The organism is Ruminiclostridium cellobioparum subsp. termitidis CT1112, from assembly GCF_000350485.1.
Taxonomy (GTDB): domain Bacteria; phylum Bacillota; class Clostridia; order Acetivibrionales; family DSM-1351; genus Ruminiclostridium; species Ruminiclostridium termitidis.
In genome coordinates, this window is sequence record NZ_AORV01000039.1 from 26,085 (window position 1) to 44,147 (window position 18,063).

The 18,063-nt window shown below is 40.8% G+C and carries 17 protein-coding genes; all 17 read right to left on the reverse strand.

Annotated features, from left to right (window positions below):
* Positions 1–6 precede the first annotated feature (6 nt).
* Positions 7–483: a 50S ribosomal protein L22 gene (rplV, locus tag CTER_RS14785; protein WP_004626606.1), complete on the reverse strand. Its 477-nt coding sequence runs from the start codon at positions 481–483 to the stop codon at positions 7–9.
* A gap of 119 nt (positions 484–602) precedes the next feature.
* A complete protein-coding gene (gene rpsS / locus CTER_RS14790; protein ID WP_004626594.1) occupies positions 603–884 on the reverse strand; it encodes a 30S ribosomal protein S19 in 282 nt (93 codons plus the stop codon).
* A gap of 99 nt (positions 885–983) precedes the next feature.
* Entirely contained in the window at positions 984–1,817 is an 834-nt protein-coding gene (rplB, locus tag CTER_RS14795) for a 50S ribosomal protein L2 (RefSeq protein ID WP_004626598.1), read from the reverse strand.
* 180 nt (positions 1,818–1,997) lie between these two features.
* Complete coding sequence (rplW, locus tag CTER_RS14800; protein WP_004626585.1) at positions 1,998–2,351, reverse strand: 50S ribosomal protein L23; 354 nt, start codon at positions 2,349–2,351, stop codon at positions 1,998–2,000.
* A complete protein-coding gene (rplD, locus tag CTER_RS14805; protein WP_004626672.1) occupies positions 2,351–2,974 on the reverse strand; it encodes a 50S ribosomal protein L4 in 624 nt (207 codons plus the stop codon). The genes rplW and rplD overlap by 1 nt, the downstream gene beginning before the upstream one ends.
* A 25-nt stretch (positions 2,975–2,999) precedes the next feature.
* Positions 3,000–3,638 (reverse strand): 50S ribosomal protein L3, encoded by a 639-nt coding sequence (rplC, locus tag CTER_RS14810; protein ID WP_004626699.1) that lies wholly within the window; start codon positions 3,636–3,638, stop codon positions 3,000–3,002.
* Between the two features lie 181 nt (positions 3,639–3,819).
* Positions 3,820–4,131 carry a 30S ribosomal protein S10 gene (gene rpsJ / locus CTER_RS14815; RefSeq protein WP_004626630.1) on the reverse strand — a complete coding sequence of 104 codons (312 nt, stop codon included), beginning with the start codon at positions 4,129–4,131 and terminating at the stop codon, positions 3,820–3,822.
* A 935-nt stretch (positions 4,132–5,066) separates the two neighbouring features.
* Positions 5,067–8,237 (reverse strand): DUF5057 domain-containing protein, encoded by a 3,171-nt coding sequence (locus CTER_RS14820; protein WP_004626676.1) that lies wholly within the window; start codon positions 8,235–8,237, stop codon positions 5,067–5,069.
* A gap of 47 nt (positions 8,238–8,284) precedes the next feature.
* Positions 8,285–9,076: a prepilin peptidase gene (locus CTER_RS14825; RefSeq protein WP_004626696.1), complete on the reverse strand. Its 792-nt coding sequence runs from the start codon at positions 9,074–9,076 to the stop codon at positions 8,285–8,287.
* Between the two features lie 76 nt (positions 9,077–9,152).
* Positions 9,153–10,523, reverse strand: a complete 1,371-nt coding sequence (locus CTER_RS14830; RefSeq protein ID WP_004626572.1) for a hypothetical protein — start codon at positions 10,521–10,523, stop codon at positions 9,153–9,155.
* 10 nt (positions 10,524–10,533) lie between these two features.
* Positions 10,534–12,918, reverse strand: coding sequence for a pilus assembly PilX N-terminal domain-containing protein (locus CTER_RS14835; RefSeq protein ID WP_040761293.1), 2,385 nt, complete (start codon positions 12,916–12,918; stop codon positions 10,534–10,536).
* Positions 12,919–12,985: 67 nt separating this feature from the next.
* Positions 12,986–13,483: a PulJ/GspJ family protein gene (locus CTER_RS27040; protein WP_165585967.1), complete on the reverse strand. Its 498-nt coding sequence runs from the start codon at positions 13,481–13,483 to the stop codon at positions 12,986–12,988.
* A 48-nt stretch (positions 13,484–13,531) separates the two neighbouring features.
* Complete coding sequence (locus CTER_RS14845; RefSeq protein ID WP_004626602.1) at positions 13,532–14,749, reverse strand: hypothetical protein; 1,218 nt, start codon at positions 14,747–14,749, stop codon at positions 13,532–13,534.
* A gap of 12 nt (positions 14,750–14,761) precedes the next feature.
* The gene (locus CTER_RS14850; protein ID WP_004626604.1) at positions 14,762–15,331 is read right to left on the reverse strand and encodes a PilN domain-containing protein; all 570 of its coding nucleotides are present in this window, start codon (positions 15,329–15,331) and stop codon (positions 14,762–14,764) included.
* A 30-nt stretch (positions 15,332–15,361) separates the two neighbouring features.
* Positions 15,362–15,973, reverse strand: a complete 612-nt coding sequence (locus tag CTER_RS14855; protein WP_004626581.1) for a PilW family protein — start codon at positions 15,971–15,973, stop codon at positions 15,362–15,364.
* A gap of 163 nt (positions 15,974–16,136) precedes the next feature.
* Entirely contained in the window at positions 16,137–16,700 is a 564-nt protein-coding gene (locus CTER_RS14860) for a type II secretion system protein (RefSeq protein WP_004626681.1), read from the reverse strand.
* Between the two features lie 118 nt (positions 16,701–16,818).
* Positions 16,819–18,033 carry a type II secretion system F family protein gene (locus CTER_RS14865; protein ID WP_004626664.1) on the reverse strand — a complete coding sequence of 405 codons (1,215 nt, stop codon included), beginning with the start codon at positions 18,031–18,033 and terminating at the stop codon, positions 16,819–16,821.
* Between the last annotated feature and the right edge of the window lie 30 nt (positions 18,034–18,063).

Genomic DNA, 18,063 nt, shown 5'->3' on the forward strand with positions numbered 1-18,063 from the left:
TCTCGCTTATTGTCTTTCCTTAACAACCAATGTTATATGACTGGTTCTTTTTTGAATTTTGAATGCTCTACCCTGTGCACGTGGCATTATTCTCTTCAATGTAGGTCCCTGGGTTGCAAATGCTTCTGCAATAAACAGTTCATCATGATTCAAACCGTTATTGTTTACAGCGTTTGCTTCTGCTGATTTAAGAAGCTTGTACAAAACTTCTGATGCAGCCTTAGGAGTGAACTTGAGAACACCATATGCCTCATCGATACCTTTGTTCTTAATTAAATCCAGCACTATTTTAACTTTTCTTGAGGAAATACGTGCATATTTTAATACTGCTCTACCTTCGTCCTTACCAACTCCGAGAACTTTTCTTTCTTTCTTGGTAAGAAGTGCAGGCTTATTTGACTTTCTATGCTTTGCATTTTGTTCAGCTAAAATCTGATCTTTATTTTTTAATAGCTCCTCTTTGGACAATACCTTTTTCTCCAACTGAATAGCCTCCTTTCAGTTTTTAATTCTAAACTTAACCTTCAGTCATGAGGAATTTCGAAGAAATTCTTCGTAAGTTATAAGCAACTTGCGTGCAATTCTGCTTTTAAATTGCATTTTTATCTTAAAGAAGTTGACTTCTCATTTCCACTGTGTCCCTTATATGTTCTTGTTGGTGCGAATTCACCAAGCTTGTGGCCAACCATTTCTTCTGTTATATAAACCGGAACATGCTTCTTTCCGTCATGAACAGCAATTGTATGTCCGACCATCTGAGGGAATATGGTTGAAGCTCTTGACCAAGTTTTGATAACCTTTTTGTCATTGACTTTATTCATTTCTTCAATCTTCTTGAGCAATGAATCAAGCACGTAAGGTCCTTTTTTTACTGATCTACTCATTATTCTTAAATCCTCCCTTCGCCGCCATATCAAAGGATTTGGCGGAGCGGTTATCCCGCTCTCACTTCCATGTCTTTTTTAAAGACCCGGTCCTTTTTATTACTTTTGATTTCTTCTCTTAACAATAAACTGGTCTGATTTGTTTTTCTTCTTTCTTGTCTTATAGCCAAGAGTTGGTTTACCCCAAGGAGTAACCGGGCTTGGTCTGCCGATAGGTGATTTACCTTCACCACCACCGTGCGGATGGTCAACAGGGTTCATAACAACACCGCGTACTGTAGGTCTGACACCCATCCATCTCTTTCTGCCGGCTTTACCTATCTTAACGTTTTCGTGTTCAATATTGCCGATCTGTCCGAGAGTAGCTTTACAGTTGATTCTGACCATGCGAACTTCACCGGAAGGTAATCTTACCTGTGCATATTCGCCTTCTTTAGCCATCAGCTGAGCGGCATTTCCGGCAGCTCTTACCATCTGACCACCCTTGCCGGGTTTGAGTTCGATATTATGAATCATTGAACCTACAGGAATATTTGCAAGCGGAAGTGCATTTCCTGATCTGATATCCGCTGACTCACCTGATTCTACGATATCACCGACTTTTAAACCTACCGGTGCAAGAATGTATCTCTTTTCACCATCTACATAGTTAAGAAGTGCAATATTTGCAGTCCTGTTTGGATCGTATTCGACCGTAGCAACTTTTGCTTTTATTCCGTCTTTATCTCTTTTGAAATCTATAACTCTATATTTTTGTCTGTTACCGCCGCCTTGATGACGAACAGTAATTCTACCATATGAGTTTCTTCCCCCGTTTTTGCTGTTAGGCTGTAGTAATGACTTTTCAGGTTCTACTTTTGATAATTCGGAAAAGTCCTGTGACGTCATAAACCTTCTTGCAGGGGTAATAGGACTATACTTTTTTACTGCCATTTCTTCTCACTCCTTTATAACGAGTCAATTATTTTCCCACCTCTACAGGTGGCGAGTACTTCTTTATTTTGAGAAAGTGATCAACTATCTCCTACCTCGTTGAAACACTTAAATGTAATAAAATTTTTCTATAGTCGAAAGAATTTTATCTGAATCTATGTGTTATAACGAGTCAATTAATTACTGAGCAACTCCGAATTCTTCGATACTGCTCTTGTATTTCTTGTTGTTGGATACTGCTTTACCGCCCTTGGTCAGATATGATTCCGGCTTTGGATCGGTGTCTATCTTAACAACTGCCTTTTTCCAGTCGGCGCGTGGTCCTTCGTGAACACCGTTGCGCTTTACTTTACCTTCATACTTCATAGTGTTAACCTGAAGTACTTTTACACTAAACAATGCTTCAACTGCTTTTTTGATCTCGGTTTTTGTTGAATTTATATCAACAACAAAAGTGTACTTACCAGCAGCGATCTCCATATTACTTTTTTCAGTGATATGCGGCTTTAGTATTATATCTTGTGGTAATCTCATTACGCGTACACCTCCTCAACCTTTTCAACAGCTTCCTTGGTAATTATGAATTTGTCATACTTTAATATGTCAAATACATTTATTGTATTAACAAATGCAGTTTTAACACCAGGAATATTTCTTGCTGACTTAACAATGTTATCATTCTTTGAATCAATTACTATCAAAGCACTTGAATCAACCTTAAGGCTGTTGAGAACTCCTACCATCGCCTTTGTCTTTATAGCTTCCAATGCCAGATTATCAAGTACCAGAATCTCATTGGCCGATACCTTTGAAGTCAATGCCGACTTCAGCGCTATACGCTTAACCTTCTTTGGAAGAGTGTATCTATAGCTGCGCGGCTTGGGTCCCAATACTATACCACCCTTGATCCACTGAGCCGAACGAATACTACCTTGTCTTGCACGACCGGTTCCCTTTTGTCTCCATGGCTTTCTTCCGCCACCTCTAACCTCACTCTTGGTCTTTGTTGACTGGGTGCCCTGTCTTTTATTTGCTAACTGATTAACTACTACAGCGTGAAGTGCTTCATTGTTTATGTCTGTACCAAAAACATTATCGCTGAGCTGGATATCTCCAACTACTTCACCTTTCATGTTATATAAATCAACCTTTGGCATGTGTTACTTCCTCCCTTCAACGTTATTATTTACCGGATTTAACCGTATTTTTAATAACAAGCAATCCGCCCTTAGGTCCTGGAACAGCACCTCTTATAAGGATAAGGCCTCTTTCAGCATCAACTCTGACAACTTCAAGATTTTGAATTGTAGTGTTGTCCAAACCCATATGGCCCGGCAGCTTCTTGCCCTTAAATACTCTTGCAGGATTGGTGTTGGCACTCATGGAACCGACTCTTCTATGGTACATGGAACCGTGAGTTTCCATACCGCCCTTTTGCCCGTATCTCTTGATGGTACCCTGGAATCCTTTACCTTTTGAGATACCGCTTACGTCTATTTTATCTCCAGCCTGGAACATATCCTCAGCTTTGATCTCCTGTCCAACTTCGAAACCTGAAACATCTTCAAGTCTGAATTCCTTCAAATGTTTCATTGGAGCCAGCTTAGTCTTTGTAAACTGTCCTAAGGCCGGTTTGCTGAGCTTCTTTTCCTGGACCTTTTCATATCCAACCTTTATGGCATCGTATCCGTCGGTATCAACTGTCTTCTTTTGAACAACAGTTAACGGGCCTGCTTCAACAACTGTTACTGGTATTACCAGACCATTTTCGTCAAATATCTGGGTCATTCCGATCTTCTTGCCTATCATTGCCTTTTTCATTTTTAAATTACCTCCTATGGTTATTGGTTCATACTTCCGTGTGTCTGAAATACACACCGTGAATTTTTTATTCACCCTGCGTGCGGTTACACGCTATGAACATGACCTTTTTTACCCTGGCTTCTCGGATTATAACCGATATCCGATGAAATCAACAGCATCTTTTTAATATCCGAAAATATTAAAGTTTGATTTCTATGTCTACGCCAGCTGGAAGATCCAGTCTCATCAATGCGTCAACAGTCTTAGGTGTCGGCAAAAGAATGTCGATCAATCTCTTGTGAGTTCTCATTTCAAACTGCTCTCTTGAGTCCTTGTATTTGTGGGGAGCTCTTAAGATTGTAATAATCTCTTTTTCAGTAGGCAGCGGCACAGGTCCTGAAACCTTTGCTCCTGTCCTCTTAGCAGTTTCAACGATCTTCTCAGCTGACTGATCTAACACCTGATGATCGAACGCCTTTAGTCTGATGCGTATTTTCTGTTTGTTTGACATACATAAACCTCCTCGTACGTTTTATTATTGTCACGTACAACAAGTTCTTGTCTGTACACTATGCCGGGTGTTTCATAACGTTTTATATAAAAACCCAGGATCGTTCTTATCCTAATGGACAAACTTAACCTGGGCATTTAAAGCGATTATATTACACAGCAATATATATAACGCAAAATGTACAGTGACTTGTCGCCCGGTTTCTTGAATCGGACATTCTCAGCAGAAGTTACCTACCTCTTTACGAACTTGTTATCAAGTCCGGGAACTTTAGTTCCAAAGGGATTTCCCTGGGTAGCAATCTCCGGCGTCATCGTATGCCTTCGCCACAACATTCAATATTTTACTACATGTTACACACTTTTGCAAGGATTTTTTTTAAATTCAACTATAATGCTGAGAATTAATTTAACGCTTTTAAATTATAGAAGCATAAATTAACTCATCGTGCTAGTTATCCTATATTTGCTTTTTTTATATCAACTGGTAACTTCCGTACTAACTTCATGAAATAGGACGCACCCAAAACAATTACGAAAATTGTATCGCCTCATTATAAAGCGATTTTGCCGTCGCTCAAACTCGACATCCTGTCTCGATTTGAAGCTCAAAGCAGCGTCCTGTTGCTTTGCCGTCAAAACCGCCTTACCTTCGTCGACAATTTATCGCAATTGTTTTTAACCGTGCATCCTATTTCATGAAGTTGTCCTCGTGTTACCAGTTGATTTCAATAAAACAGAACACAATTTCAATTAGCACAACAGGTTAAATTATTTCTACTAATAAATTTCCTTTTCTACTATATAAATATACTTGTATATTGCCAACATGAATTGCATCTTATTTTCACAAGCTGTTTCCTTAACAAATTGCAAAGAGCGCACTGTATTGAACAGTACGCCCTCTGATCACAAAGAAGGATCATAACAATAGTATCAGTTGATATCTACATTATTCTTCTCAATTTTTACTGTATATTGAGCACTTGCCTGTCTGCCGCCCGGATCGGTATTGACAGAAGTACAGGTTACCACAACATCGCCAGTCCTGGTTGCCGATAAAATACCCGTATCAGGATCTATAATCCCATCCCCCGGATCTCCTGAAGCCGGAGCCACCTGCCATTTTACCTGCCAGTCACCGTATAAGTCTTTCGGCTCTGCCTTTATTGTCAGCTGCTGTTTTGTCCAGATATCCATTCTTTCTTTTCCTTCGATTTTTATTACCGGAACACGGTACAGTGCCGGAAAAGCAATAACTATTGAATTATTTTCATAGTTCAGCTGGGACCCGCCTTTTTTGGTAACATTGTTTCCTATATTGCTGTTATCTACAGGCATGTAGCCTTCAGGCAATACAATTGTGGCACCGTAATATCCGGTGGGTACCGAAGTGAACCTGGCTATACCCGTTTCATCAGTTAAAGCAGTCAGAGCGGCAAAACCGGTATCAAGTGTGTCAGAATCCCCGGTATACTTTTGCAGTTTGACTTCATGACCACCTATGGCAGCCCCAAAATTGTCCTTCAGTTCCACATTGACAGTTCCGTTCTTAACATTTATAGTAACCGGATCTTCAACTGTCCTTGCCGTATTTTGAGCATCTTTATATGAAAGTTTTGCAGTTGAAGAAAATGCTCCTTCTGTTTTGCATACAAACTGAAGCTGCCCGTTCTGTGATGCAATGTTTGCCGCCGGATTGAAAATTACCGAATTCAGTGTCCTGGAATAGTTCCCAGAGCCGTCAACGGAACCGCCTCCCACAGCAGCTATGTCTTTAAATGCTGAAGTATTCAGTTTCATTTGAAGTACGAGATTACTGTAAGTCGTACTGAATTTGGTAGCTTGGGCAGTCACCGTCAGATTCAAATCAGCCCTGTCTCCAACAAGACGGTTTACCGTATTGTGGCCGAGGTTCAATACAGGAACATCTTTATTGTTTATTGTTATTTCTTTAGAGCCCTGTGCTCCGTGCTGATCTGTAACAACAGCTTTTATTTTAAATTGCGTAACTTTATTGTTTACATTCTTTGCCATTTCTACAGCCTTTACCAATTCATTCTCCAAGGCATTGGCACCTTCCAAAGTAAGTACACTCTCGCCTGTTTCATATTTTCCGTCACCGTCATTGTCAATGTACACTTTACAATTCAATTTCTTATCATCCATATCCGGGTCTTTTGCAAGCAAACTGAAATTCAGTTTTTCAAGAGTGTTTGCAATATCCTGTCCGTCATTCAAACCCAATATTTCTACCGAAGGTGCATGGTTTGCACCTACAGATGCTTTAAGCATTGTGTTTACAAACATCTTTACCTCTTCCAATGATTTGATGGAACTATGACCTGTACCCGAGAAGGTAAGATTTCCTTTAAAATATGTATAATAGTCGTTGAGACCGTCATACTCATGATACATATCCTCATTTGATACAGGTGTAACCAGTGTGGCCGTCCTGGTACCATGCTTGTAAATATATTCATTTCTATAAGTAAATGCAGTTACAATATCGGGGTCTTCTGGATCAAGTCTCAAATACTGCAGATGCGTGGGCGAAACGGTTATATCTCCCAGGATATACGGGTACTTTGTGAGATTACTTTCATTGATTTTACTTGTTTTTATTGTATCCGGAAACCTTGGGGCTCCATTTTGATAGAAATTGGCCAGTCTTGTCAAGCCAGTTGAATCAGTTACACCGGAGGGTTTGCTTGTATCTGTTGCGAAAGCATTCATTCCGAGCCTGTCTCTGAAATACTTGGTAAGATTTGTTTCACTGCTTGTAAAACCTATTGTGTCATGTGTAAACATTATTGCCTGACCTGAATCGGCAAATGCTATCATGTCATTAAGTGCCTTACCCGACAGGTCACCGATATATGAGTCCTCAAAACCGAATATTACCATATCATAATTCCCGTTGAGAGTTGTAGGGTTACCATTGACTTGATTTCCGTAATTTGTGTTAAAATCACCGATTTTCATCTCGGTAACAATAATATTGTACTCACCCTGTTTATACAGAAGATTCTGACTATCAAAATTACTCAGTGTAGAAAGCTTTAGCGTAGCGGAATTATCATTATTATTCGGAAGCAATTGGAGAACCCTGATTTTCTGTTCATCGCCTTTAACCGCTGTAAACCCAGTTTCATAAGCTTTTGCTCCTGAATCATCAACCACTTCTATTTTCCAGGGAACTAAACCGGTAAACTTGCTGGGAAGATGGCAATTGACAGAGTAGTTGTCCATACTTCCTATATCTTTGTATGTGGATGTTATTTCATCACTTTTATAAACTCCGTCTCCATTTTGGTCAATATAAAGATTAATTGACATCTTTGCCGCACTGTTGTTGTTTCTTAGATTCATGGCAAAGCTGATAAGACCGGCATTCTCAGCAATGTTATTTCCGTTGTATTCCACCGGTTTTTGTGTCAGTACAAGTGTGGGCCTCTTTTTCATTTCGGTATTCTTGTATTTTATGAGCATACTCGACAGAGAACCCGTATTCCCGATCTGTACATTTGTATAGGCTTTGCTGTTATCTTTATAATTGATAAAATTTTTATAAAGCTTGGTATCCTTCATACCTGAGCTGAAAATACCACTGTCAAATATCATCAGCTGTCCCGCTTCAATAAAACTCTTGAGCTTTAAAGCAGCGATGTCCGATATATCGTTACCGGCATAAAATTCTTTATTACCCGCTACTGTTTTAGCATAAAACCAGTTGTTACTTACCATAGGACCAAATCTGCCGTATACATTTCCCTTGTAGTTACTGTTGTACTTGTCGGTGGTTGCGGTATTGTTTCCTATGTATACAATATCGTAACAGCCGTTTACCTCTTCCGCCTTTGATATGAACAAGGGCATAGGCATTGTCGTTACTTCGATCTCCCTGCTTAACTCACTCTTCAACGATGCTTTGATCGTGCTTGTGATATCAAATGACGTTGAAGGCTGAATTTCAAGTATTTTTACCGGGGGAGGATTGGATGCCTGGGCTACATTGCCAGTAAGCGGCAGGAATGTTGTTAATACAAACATTACCGCTATTGCCAGACAATATACCTTTCTTCTTTTTTTACTTTGCGTATTCATTACACACCTCCATAATTTTTACTAAATCCTTTCAATTTAAAGCTATCTTACCCGAAATATATTTCGAGGAGCTGCCAGCCGAAGGTAATTGCAAGCACTGTACCTATTGCTATAAAAGGCCCGAAGGGAACAGTGGCTTTCCTGTCGATTATTTTAAAGCATATCAGTACAACACTCACTGCTGCCGCTGTCAGAATTGACAAAAACAGCGAAGTTATCATTAATCTCCATCCAAGGAGCAAACCTATGGGAAATAGAATTTTTATATCCCCTCCCCCCATAACTTCCTGGGATTTATAAATTCTGGAACCCACAATGGAAACCAGCAGCAAAATGCCGCTGCCTGAAATGGCACCCAATATGGGGTTCCACCATTTTTCATCCCCATAAATATCAGATGGGATGAAAAAGCTGATCACAAAAAATACAAGCCCTCCTATTGCTGCTGTTACAACAACACTATCCGGAATAATCCCATGCTCCAGATCAATAAAAAAAACTACTATTAATATGGAAGATAAAAATACGGCTGAGAAAAACTCAGGACTGATACCGTATTTATACAACATCCCTGTAAATAATCCGGCCGTTAGAATTTCCACCAGCATGTACCTGGGGGATATTTTCCCCCCGCAGCCGGTGCACCTGCCCCTCTGACATAGATAACTAAACACCGGGATCAGATTCAATGCTCCCAGCTTTTTTCCGCAGCCGGTGCAATGTGAGGGTACCGTTACTACTGATTCCCCTCTGGGTATCCTGTATATACATACATTCAGGAAAGACCCTATAATTAACCCTATTAAGGCTACATATAAATAAGTAATAAATATAACCAAACAACTACCTCCCAGGTGTTAATCAATGCCAGGTAATAATATTCAATACATATACTCCAGCCGGGTTAGAATCTTACTACTGCACATCAACGGAATTTCCTGCAGCATTGTCTGCCTGGCTGCTTCCGGAAGAATCGGAGACTGCTGTGCTGTCTGATGCTGCAGCAGTTTTTGTGGATTCAGTGCTGCCTGCTGCTTCTTTACTTTCTGTTTTTACAATGGGGGTCATCTTATTTAATTTGACATTTGACACCTTTGTGGTTTTACCCGCCGTCAACTTGATGAAGAAGTCAAACGAATACTCCTGGGCATAAGCCGAACCTATGGATTTTTTTACCGTTCCGTTAAATGACACCATGTACCACCTGTTCAGTTTTGAATAGGCAGGATGCATTGTTATGGTATAATCACCTTTTTTCTTGATGCTCATTATGTCACTTTGAAGCAGCAGTGCCTCTTTTGGAAAAAGCTCCTTATATCTGTCATTGATCAACAGGATCTCATTTTTGTCCTTGTCTTTGTCTATTCCGATGGTTTCTGCAAGCAAACAGAATTTTGAATAGCTGTCGTCCCAGCTTCCGCCCAGCAGTGTTCTTCTTTCACCGTCCATGCTCAAAATATTGTCAAGGAAGGATGTTATAACAGTGCATTCACCTTTGTAGGTTTCAGTGTCTTCCTTGTTTGCAACTCCTGTCTTGTCGTCCGATTGCTCCAGATTCAAATAAGGCAGCCGGGTAATAAAATCATTATTGTACCTGAACAGCCTGTTTTTTGCACCGTGTTTGTAAGCCGATTCCCTGGCTCTGATTATTTTATATCCGCTGTCTTCCTTTTCCTTTACAAGCTCCACATCATATTTTGCCTGTACCTTGATTGAATCCACCTGGTCGGCAGCAATATCGGATGTTTTCTGGTATGTATTGGTGTTTGGATCCAGCGTGAAATGGGCATCAAAGGTACTGTCCGGTACACAGCTTGCCAGCAGATTGACCTTTACGAAATACAACACCGTACCATCCACATTTTCAATAAATGTGGAATCAATCTGAGGCTCTTTACCCTCTGTAAGCATTTTGTAAGAAACCATTGTAATCCCGTTCATGCCCACAAATCTCGGGAAATTCAATCCCACTTCGGCATTGTTGTTCCCCTCTTCCACGGCACGTTTGGCTAAAAAGCTTTTCAAATCTTCGGGAATGCTGCCTGTCGCCAGATTTTTCTGATAGTTCAAGGCATATCCCGAATACAATTTTACAAAATAATCGGATATCAGGTTCTTAATCTCAGTATCTTCCTGCTGGCTCACCGCAGTTTGGGAAACCTTTGGAGTACTGCCGCTCTGACTGCTGTTTGCGGCCACCTGCACGTCTCCTGCTGAGCTGCAGCCCGACATCATTACTGCTGCAATTAAACATCCTGTTAATATTATTGCTAATTTTTTATTCATTCCATCACCTCTAAAAATCGAATATTGAATATAAATCCATTCCCTGCTTATTAAATTCTCCCAATAGTTCATCCTTGCCCGGAAATGTCACTCTTGCGGTTTCACTGTTTGACGTACCCTTAAAATGCACTCCCGCATACTTTCCGTTATCCAATTGCGTCAGATTTTCACCTTCCTTTAAAACAACGGGAAGATAATTCGGAATATCCGGATCCGTACTCTTATGTACCATAGACTCATTATCAAGCAAATAATCTGAAGCATCCTTTGAAAAGCCTTTTCCGGCTGCAAGAATTGAGCCTGTGACATCGGCATCTTTCTCAACTACAACCTGTCCCACGGAAAAAATAATGCCGTTCAACTTTGTATTGACATGTATGGTAATGCCGGGCTTTGAGTTATAAATTAAAAAGTAACTTTTATAGTATTCATCATCAGGCAAAAGTCCATAGGACTCAGCCCTTTCTTTTATTACATCATTGAGGTAAACATCTGAACCCAGTTCCTCACTCAGGTTAAACACAAATCTGTCGGTAGCTTCGGTATCTCCGCCCGGATACTTGTCATTGAGCATATCATTGATATACATAAACAAATTATCCGAGGAAGAGCCTCCAGGTGCCTGAATCAGGGTGTTATTAATAGGGGAGTTGCCCAATGCCGAATATGTATATTCCCTGGAAGAGAATATCTGGGTCTTAGGCAGAAGCAACTCCTTCAATTCTGCCAGTTTTCCGGTAAAGAACGATTTATATCCGGAATCTTCAGCACTCGGCAAATCATTCCAGAAGTCAGTCCAATCGCTTATATCCGGTTTTTCATCAATATTGTCAAGTATAAAATTGTTGTTGATGAACTGCACTTTACTGATTTCATTGATACCCTTATTCATGAAATATATTCTGTCATTCGCACCGAATTCATAGTTACAGAAACCTGATATTCTTCCGTTATCTGCAGCCGGATCATAAAATGTTGGATCATTAAAGCCCTCTTTCCTTGCACCGTCAATGCTGGCCATCCAGAATCCGATACCGGCATCGTCGGTAAAATTTGCCGGTTTCCAGCACTGTATGAGGTTTGCAAAACCTATTGCCGCTCCCCTGTTCTCATACAGCCATTGGTGATAGTAGCTGGCCTCAGCAATGCCATCAGGTATGGTAATGCTTCCCGTTTGGACTCCGTCCATAAACTCCCTGTACATAGGCGCTGAATTGCTGGCTCTGGAGATAATAGATGCATCCTCTATCTGTGGAAAATGTATATCGGTATTTCCCGAGGCCGGATCTACCCTGAAGGTTCCTCCGTTGACTATGGCATCTCCGTTTATAACTATCCGTGACTTTTCCGAAAGCAAAGAGCCTGAGTGATGTATGACGGCACTGTTTACGATTGCACTGCTCTCATCATGGTTGGAGGCTGCCAGGTTGTTGGAAAGTCCTACAAAGCTTCCGTTTACGGCAATAACCGAATCTACCCCATTCATTTCAAGGTCATCAAAGGTGTAGGCATTTCTGCCAACGAAGATTTTATCTCCCCTTCCAAAAATATGAATACCGTTCGCAATTGCATCCTTATATATGTATATATAACTGTTGTCCTGATTACCGTCTTCCCTTGTGTACATCCCTGTTCTGATAAGCCCTCTGGTATACGCATTCCCGCGTACCGACAAATGGCCTCTGTTCTTAGCATAAATACCCCCGTAATAATATTGCTCGGTTTGTTTTGTATATTCGGGCGAAGTTCCGAAGGCTAAGACATCCCCCTCAACCTGCGCATTGATGTTTTCAACCATCAGATCTCCTATGGAATATATCGCGGCCTTAAGCTCAAACCCTCTCGGTATCGTCATTGCAAATTTTCTTTTTGAAAATATCTCCTTGTTCACAGTGCGGTCACCGGCTCTGTTGAAGTCCGAAATTGCCGTAACTCCTATGGTTACATTTATTTTGTCCTTTTCACCCGGGATTTCCTCCCACCCCAGATATCTGATGTCGTTTATTTCAACAGTAGCTTCGTTTGAGCCTGAGCCGCCGAGTTGTATTTTATAAGCTATCCTGTCCGGGGCGGTACCGTACTTTGGAGATGTATAGCCCTTCAATGAAGCCTGGATTTTTAAGATAGCCTTATTTGCAAAATCTTCTTCGCTGTCGAAGTCAATTTCCTTGGTATTGTCCGGATTACCGCAGAAAAAATCCATATAAGCAAAGCATTTTTCTATGGCCGATTCAGCCGCATTATATGCCATATCGGCGGTTTCCTCATGCCTGCTGATTCCGAACCCCTTGGTGGAACTGTCTATAAGAGCTACTCCCAGGACAACCAGTATTGCCAGAATCACAATAACTGTTATCATGATCGAGCCCTTCTGATTCTTTATTCTGTTTCTCATTTATTACCGCTTCACCCCTCTTTCCTTATGGCTTGAACGGATTCTGAACCTTATCCCGCTTATTAAATTAATAATGTATATCTACCTTCAGATCCTTTAAATGTTTTTCACCGGCCGAATACAGCATTATAAGCAATTCCACCGTATCGGGCTCGGGCTGTAAGGTATCCAGCGTAGCCCCCGCTTTATCCATATATCTGACCTTATACTTATACCTGCCGGTAAGATTGCTGTTATCTATATGCAAAAACTTTGTCTCATTCCCCGGCTCCAGGTACAAAGATTCGGCCCCCACACTCCTGGGACTGATATCAATTGCCTTGGAAATATCACCAGGCTCCTCAAAATCCTTAATAAGACTGCCGTTTTTTACGGCTTGGGTTACCTCAACCTTTACTATCTGCACCACCGCATTAACTTCCAGCTGATTTCTGGTCAGTTGAGTAATCAATACCGAGTTTGAAAAAACTGCAATCAGAGGGACTGAGATAATGCCTAATACCGCCAACGCGATTATAACCTCGGTCAAGGTCATTCCCTTGATATTTTTCAATATTTTACCCATATCAAATCCCTTCCCCATTTTGCACATAATTATGTCCATGCGCCCGGTTTATTTAATAAGGACTTTTTCCTGATTGTTACCGTCCTTGATTTCCCTTGCGTTACGGTCGGTCAGGATTACTTTTTTTGTCACATCTTTTTTCACTATATTGAGTTTGTTGCCGGAATTATTAAAAATTTTAATTTTCAAACCAAGTCCTTTATTTTCCGGTATCAGAGAAAGATTAGTGCTGATGGTCATATTCAGATCCCTGTCGGGTGCGGCACCGCTGAAGCTTGAAGACACGCCCGCGGCGTCGGTGATTCCTACCGTATAGGAGGATTTGTTTATATTAACCGACATGGTTATATACTTGTTTGTCTTGCTGCTGTACTTATCCCTTTGCTTGTCTGTGCCGAATACCGTAAAATTGTCCCCGGCTGAAAGGAAGCTGTTCAGATTTATTTCGAAATCCTTTGTATCCGAATCGGACGCTGCCGTATTTGTCCCCAGCGTTATATTGTTTGCTTTTCCCGAGAGCACGTCCAGAGCTGTAAGCTCCAGGGGCGAAATACTACCGTACTGATACCTGTTGAATTTATGCCTGGCGTATTCATAGAACTTATCGGCAGACTCAAGCTTCAGGGCATACATGCTTATGCTCATATTGGCTACATAATTTTCTTTGGGCGTTTCACCGGCTCCGGCATTTGTATTTGCCGGATTTGCGGGCGTTCCGGCGGAAGCCGGAGTTTTAACAGCCGTCACAGGAGTGCCGGTTTTTGCCTTTTCCTTTTCGGGCTTTATTTCAAATCTGCTTATATTTATGAGCTTTGAGCTATTTTCAATAAAATCTACAATATCCCGGATACCTTTTATATCCTGCGTGGTAGTAAAGTCGATTTTGATTTCATAATAAACGGCTTTACCGGCCTCTTTTTTTAGCGGAGCCGCTATATTTATATTGGTAATATCGGTTCCCGCAATCTTCGCCAGCTTATCCATATATTCTATGCAATCCATAACATTGGCTTCGCTGCTCAGATAGCCATCCAGCCTTTCACTCCCGCTTTTTATGGAAAGAACCTTTGCCTTATTGGACTCCAATTCCTGCAAATTTAAATCCAATGCGGCCTTTTCACTCTGAAGCCTGCCCATCTCCTCATTTTGAGAAGCAATTTCAGGTATCACAGGCGTCCATACAAATTTATAAAACACAAATGCGTATACTAATAAGGCAAGAACACTTATAAGCATGATTTCTTTTCTTTTAAGTGCAAATTTCATAGTCTGCTCCTCCTACTTGGCTTTTGTTGATTTATTGGTAAATTCAAGCGTATACTCCAGGTTTGCATTGGCCTTTTGGTAGTTAAATTTGGCACTTGAGGTGTACTCGGTAAGAAGATCAACCATTGTCAGGTTTGCCATATATTCGGCTACGGCAGTACTGTCTCTGGAATATCCCTTAATGGTCAATTTACCGTTTGCATGCTGCATTGAGTTAACCGATAAGCCTACCGGAGCCGATTTCTCCACGTAATCAATCATTTCGGATATCCGCGCCGTGCTTTGGGATATATTTTCTATAACTGTCTTTTTTGCCGAAATTTCATCCTGGGCGGCAGTAATCTGATCATTTACCTTTTTTACTTCGGCATATTTTTCGCCAGCCAGTTCATCCCGGACAGACTCAGCCCGGATTTCAAGTGTTTTAACATATAGCTTGGGACTTATGAGACCGGCGGCGGCAACCGCGAGTATGATCACAGCAAGTAATACCGACTTAACCGATAAACTTTTCTTCTCATCATCGGCTTTTATTACGGTATTGGTTTTTGCTTCTTCCGGTATAAGGTTTATATCCTTCATTGTTCTCCTCCTATACGGCAAATTAAAAATTTATAATTCATCTTTATATAAAACAGAAATTTCCGTTTTTATTGGCTCTCTCACATTTCTGGCTTTTGCTTTGCCTGTATTTGTCTCCAGCGGCTTTATCTGGACTGTCAGATAATCGCATTCCGGGCTGGATTCCGTTAATCTCTCAAATTTGCAGTTCATTATATCAAGGCCTGTCACAACGGTGTTATAGTCACCGTCAGTTACAGTATCACTGGGAGCTTTTTCTCCGCTGTACTGGAGCACTCCCTCGTCTCCTTCTTTTTCGCAGTAAAACCTCCAGTATTTTATTTTATATATATCCGGTTCTGCCGGGGAACCAGGATCGGTATCTATATAGCCCAGCTTCAGTGTAATTATTTTGGGATAACCCGAGCTGTGTTCATCATCCGTATTCTCTACCGAAACAACTGCCGCCTTTCTTATGTCACCACGGATGTGTGACATGACATTGGTCACGGTGTACTGCTGGGCAATCAGTCTGCTATTATAGGTAAAGGTCTCCTGCCCGAAACTATACAGCTGGTATATGAGGGGCAGCATTATGCATATTATGGCCAGTACAAGCAGCATTTCTATAAGGGTAAAACCCCTGTTATTCCTTTTTTTCATAAGGTATCACCAACTTCTGTATTTATTAGCTTATAACTGTATTAAAAGTTGAATTAAACATGTTTCCAAAAATTTTTAAGTGTATCCTGTTCTCCTTTTAATTCTTTGCAAGTTCCAGTAATTAAAAGGAGAACAGGGTTGTTTCTATATTATCTTCCTGATGTTACTCAGTAGCTACAGAAACGATTGCATCATCATCTTTTGTCGGTTCAACCTTTACGGACTGTTTGTTAGGGAATGTCTTTATCTTCCATCCCGTATAATCTCCACCACTATCAGTATTCCACTGCGGATCATAAGCATTTGCATTAACATCATCTGTAATTGCCTTTTCAGGATCTTTCAAACTTAAATATGGGCCGTATTCCTTTCCTTCTGCATCAAATATCGGTTCCATTAAAATCTGGATAAGATCATGTCCTGGAATACCTACTATAGATATACTCGCACCACCTTCATCTTTAGCGCCAGTAAGTTTCCAATCATTGGAATCTATACAGTAGGTAAGTATTGCTTTTTCAATATTCTTAGCCTGCTGGTCATCAGCCCTCTTCTTACTGTTGGTCAGAACTCCTCCGAACATATTGAAAGCTATAACTGCCAGAACGCCCATTATGGCTATAACTATGAGAAGTTCCACCAGTGAGAAACCTTTATTGTTTTTCAGCTTTTTCAATTTTTCACCCCCTTTAATTTCCTGTGATGTTGATAATACAACGCTGTTCATAATGTTGAACTCCTTTCTATTGCTTGTTTTTTGGTATTATAAAAAGCGGTTAGCACTAACTAAACGCATTCTATACAATTTTGAGTTGAACATTAGCAGAAAAATATAAGAGATGGCATTAAGCCGACATTGTCTGATAGATACTCATCATAGGATAGAGGATACTTAAAATAACGAATGCAACGATTACTGCGAGAAATATTACAATGATTGGTTCAATTAGAGATGTGAGCTGCTGGACCGAGGTTTCAACCTCTTCGTCGTAAAAATCGGCGGATTTGTCAAGGGAATAGTCCAGATTTCCTGATTCTTCGCCTATACGGATCATGGAAACCATCATGGGCGGAAAATATTTCATTGCGGTCAGCGGCTGGGATAAACCCTTACCCTGCTTGATATCATTTATGACCGAATCGATTTTCTCTTCTATAATGATATTGCCAAGCAGCTTCTGGACAACTTCCAGCGACTGGATTATAAGTACCCCCGATGCCATCAGCGTTCCCATCGTCCTTGAAAAGCGGGCGGTTATGACATTCTTTGTAACCTGCTTCATAACCGGCAGTTTTATGGCAAGGCTGCCGAAAAAGTGCCGCCCGGGAGTTGTTTTTTTAAACCGGGCAAAACCGACAACCATTGCTATTATTACTGCCAGAATCACCCACCAAAAGGTTTGAAAAAATTTACTTATATTAATCAGTACTTTTGTAAATACAGGGAGCTCCACACCAAACCCTCCCAATATACCGGAAAATGAAGGAACCACCTTTACCATCAATACAAATATTACTCCTACGGCAACCATAAGTACTATAACAGGATAGGTCATGGCGCTTTTTATCTTCTGGTGCAGTCTGTTTTCCTTCTCAAAATGCTCGGCCATCCTGGTAAATGTTTTATCCAGCATACCGCTGAGTTCACCGGCCTCAACCATGTAAATCAGTACTTCCGGGAAAAGGTCATCATGTTTTTTCATGGATACCGACAGTGCTGTTCCTTTTTGTATATCCTCATATATATCAGAGATACATTCCTTTAAGGTAGGGTTTGCGGTTTGTTCCCTTAACACATCCAGTGCCGTTGCTATGGGAACACCGGCTTCGAGTATTATGGCAAACTGCCTGCAAAATACGGCCAGATCCTTTACCTTTACCTTGGCCTTAAAAATCGATATCTGTGATATGTCTGTAATTGCATTCAGTTCCTTGGCTTCTACCAGGGTGTACCCTTTAAGCTCCAACTGCTCGGTCAGACTTTCCTTGTTTTTGAATTTGCTTCTTCCTTCAATGATCTTGCTTTCCGAATTTTTTGCCTTAAATTCATATGTAGGCATATCTTCCTCCTTTGACAGAATTAGTTCTAT

Coding starts and splice junctions, on each gene's coding strand:
- rpsS (WP_004626594.1), bottom strand. CDS start 884: ATGAGTAGATCAGTAAAAAAAGGACCTTACGTGCTTGATTCATTGCTC.
- rplB (WP_004626598.1), bottom strand. CDS start 1,817: ATGGCAGTAAAAAAGTATAGTCCTATTACCCCTGCAAGAAGGTTTATG.
- rplW (WP_004626585.1), bottom strand. CDS start 2,351: ATGAGATTACCACAAGATATAATACTAAAGCCGCATATCACTGAAAAA.
- rplD (WP_004626672.1), bottom strand. CDS start 2,974: ATGCCAAAGGTTGATTTATATAACATGAAAGGTGAAGTAGTTGGAGAT.
- rplC (WP_004626699.1), bottom strand. CDS start 3,638: ATGAAAAAGGCAATGATAGGCAAGAAGATCGGAATGACCCAGATATTT.
- rpsJ (WP_004626630.1), bottom strand. CDS start 4,131: ATGTCAAACAAACAGAAAATACGCATCAGACTAAAGGCGTTCGATCAT.
- CTER_RS14820 (WP_004626676.1), bottom strand. CDS start 8,237: ATGAATACGCAAAGTAAAAAAAGAAGAAAGGTATATTGTCTGGCAATA.
- CTER_RS14830 (WP_004626572.1), bottom strand. CDS start 10,523: ATGAATAAAAAATTAGCAATAATATTAACAGGATGTTTAATTGCAGCA.
- CTER_RS14835 (WP_040761293.1), bottom strand. CDS start 12,918: ATGAGAAACAGAATAAAGAATCAGAAGGGCTCGATCATGATAACAGTT.
- CTER_RS27040 (WP_165585967.1), bottom strand. CDS start 13,483: ATGGGTAAAATATTGAAAAATATCAAGGGAATGACCTTGACCGAGGTT.
- CTER_RS14845 (WP_004626602.1), bottom strand. CDS start 14,749: ATGAAATTTGCACTTAAAAGAAAAGAAATCATGCTTATAAGTGTTCTT.
- CTER_RS14850 (WP_004626604.1), bottom strand. CDS start 15,331: ATGAAGGATATAAACCTTATACCGGAAGAAGCAAAAACCAATACCGTA.
- CTER_RS14855 (WP_004626581.1), bottom strand. CDS start 15,973: ATGAAAAAAAGGAATAACAGGGGTTTTACCCTTATAGAAATGCTGCTT.
- CTER_RS14860 (WP_004626681.1), bottom strand. CDS start 16,700: ATGAACAGCGTTGTATTATCAACATCACAGGAAATTAAAGGGGGTGAA.
- CTER_RS14865 (WP_004626664.1), bottom strand. CDS start 18,033: ATGCCTACATATGAATTTAAGGCAAAAAATTCGGAAAGCAAGATCATT.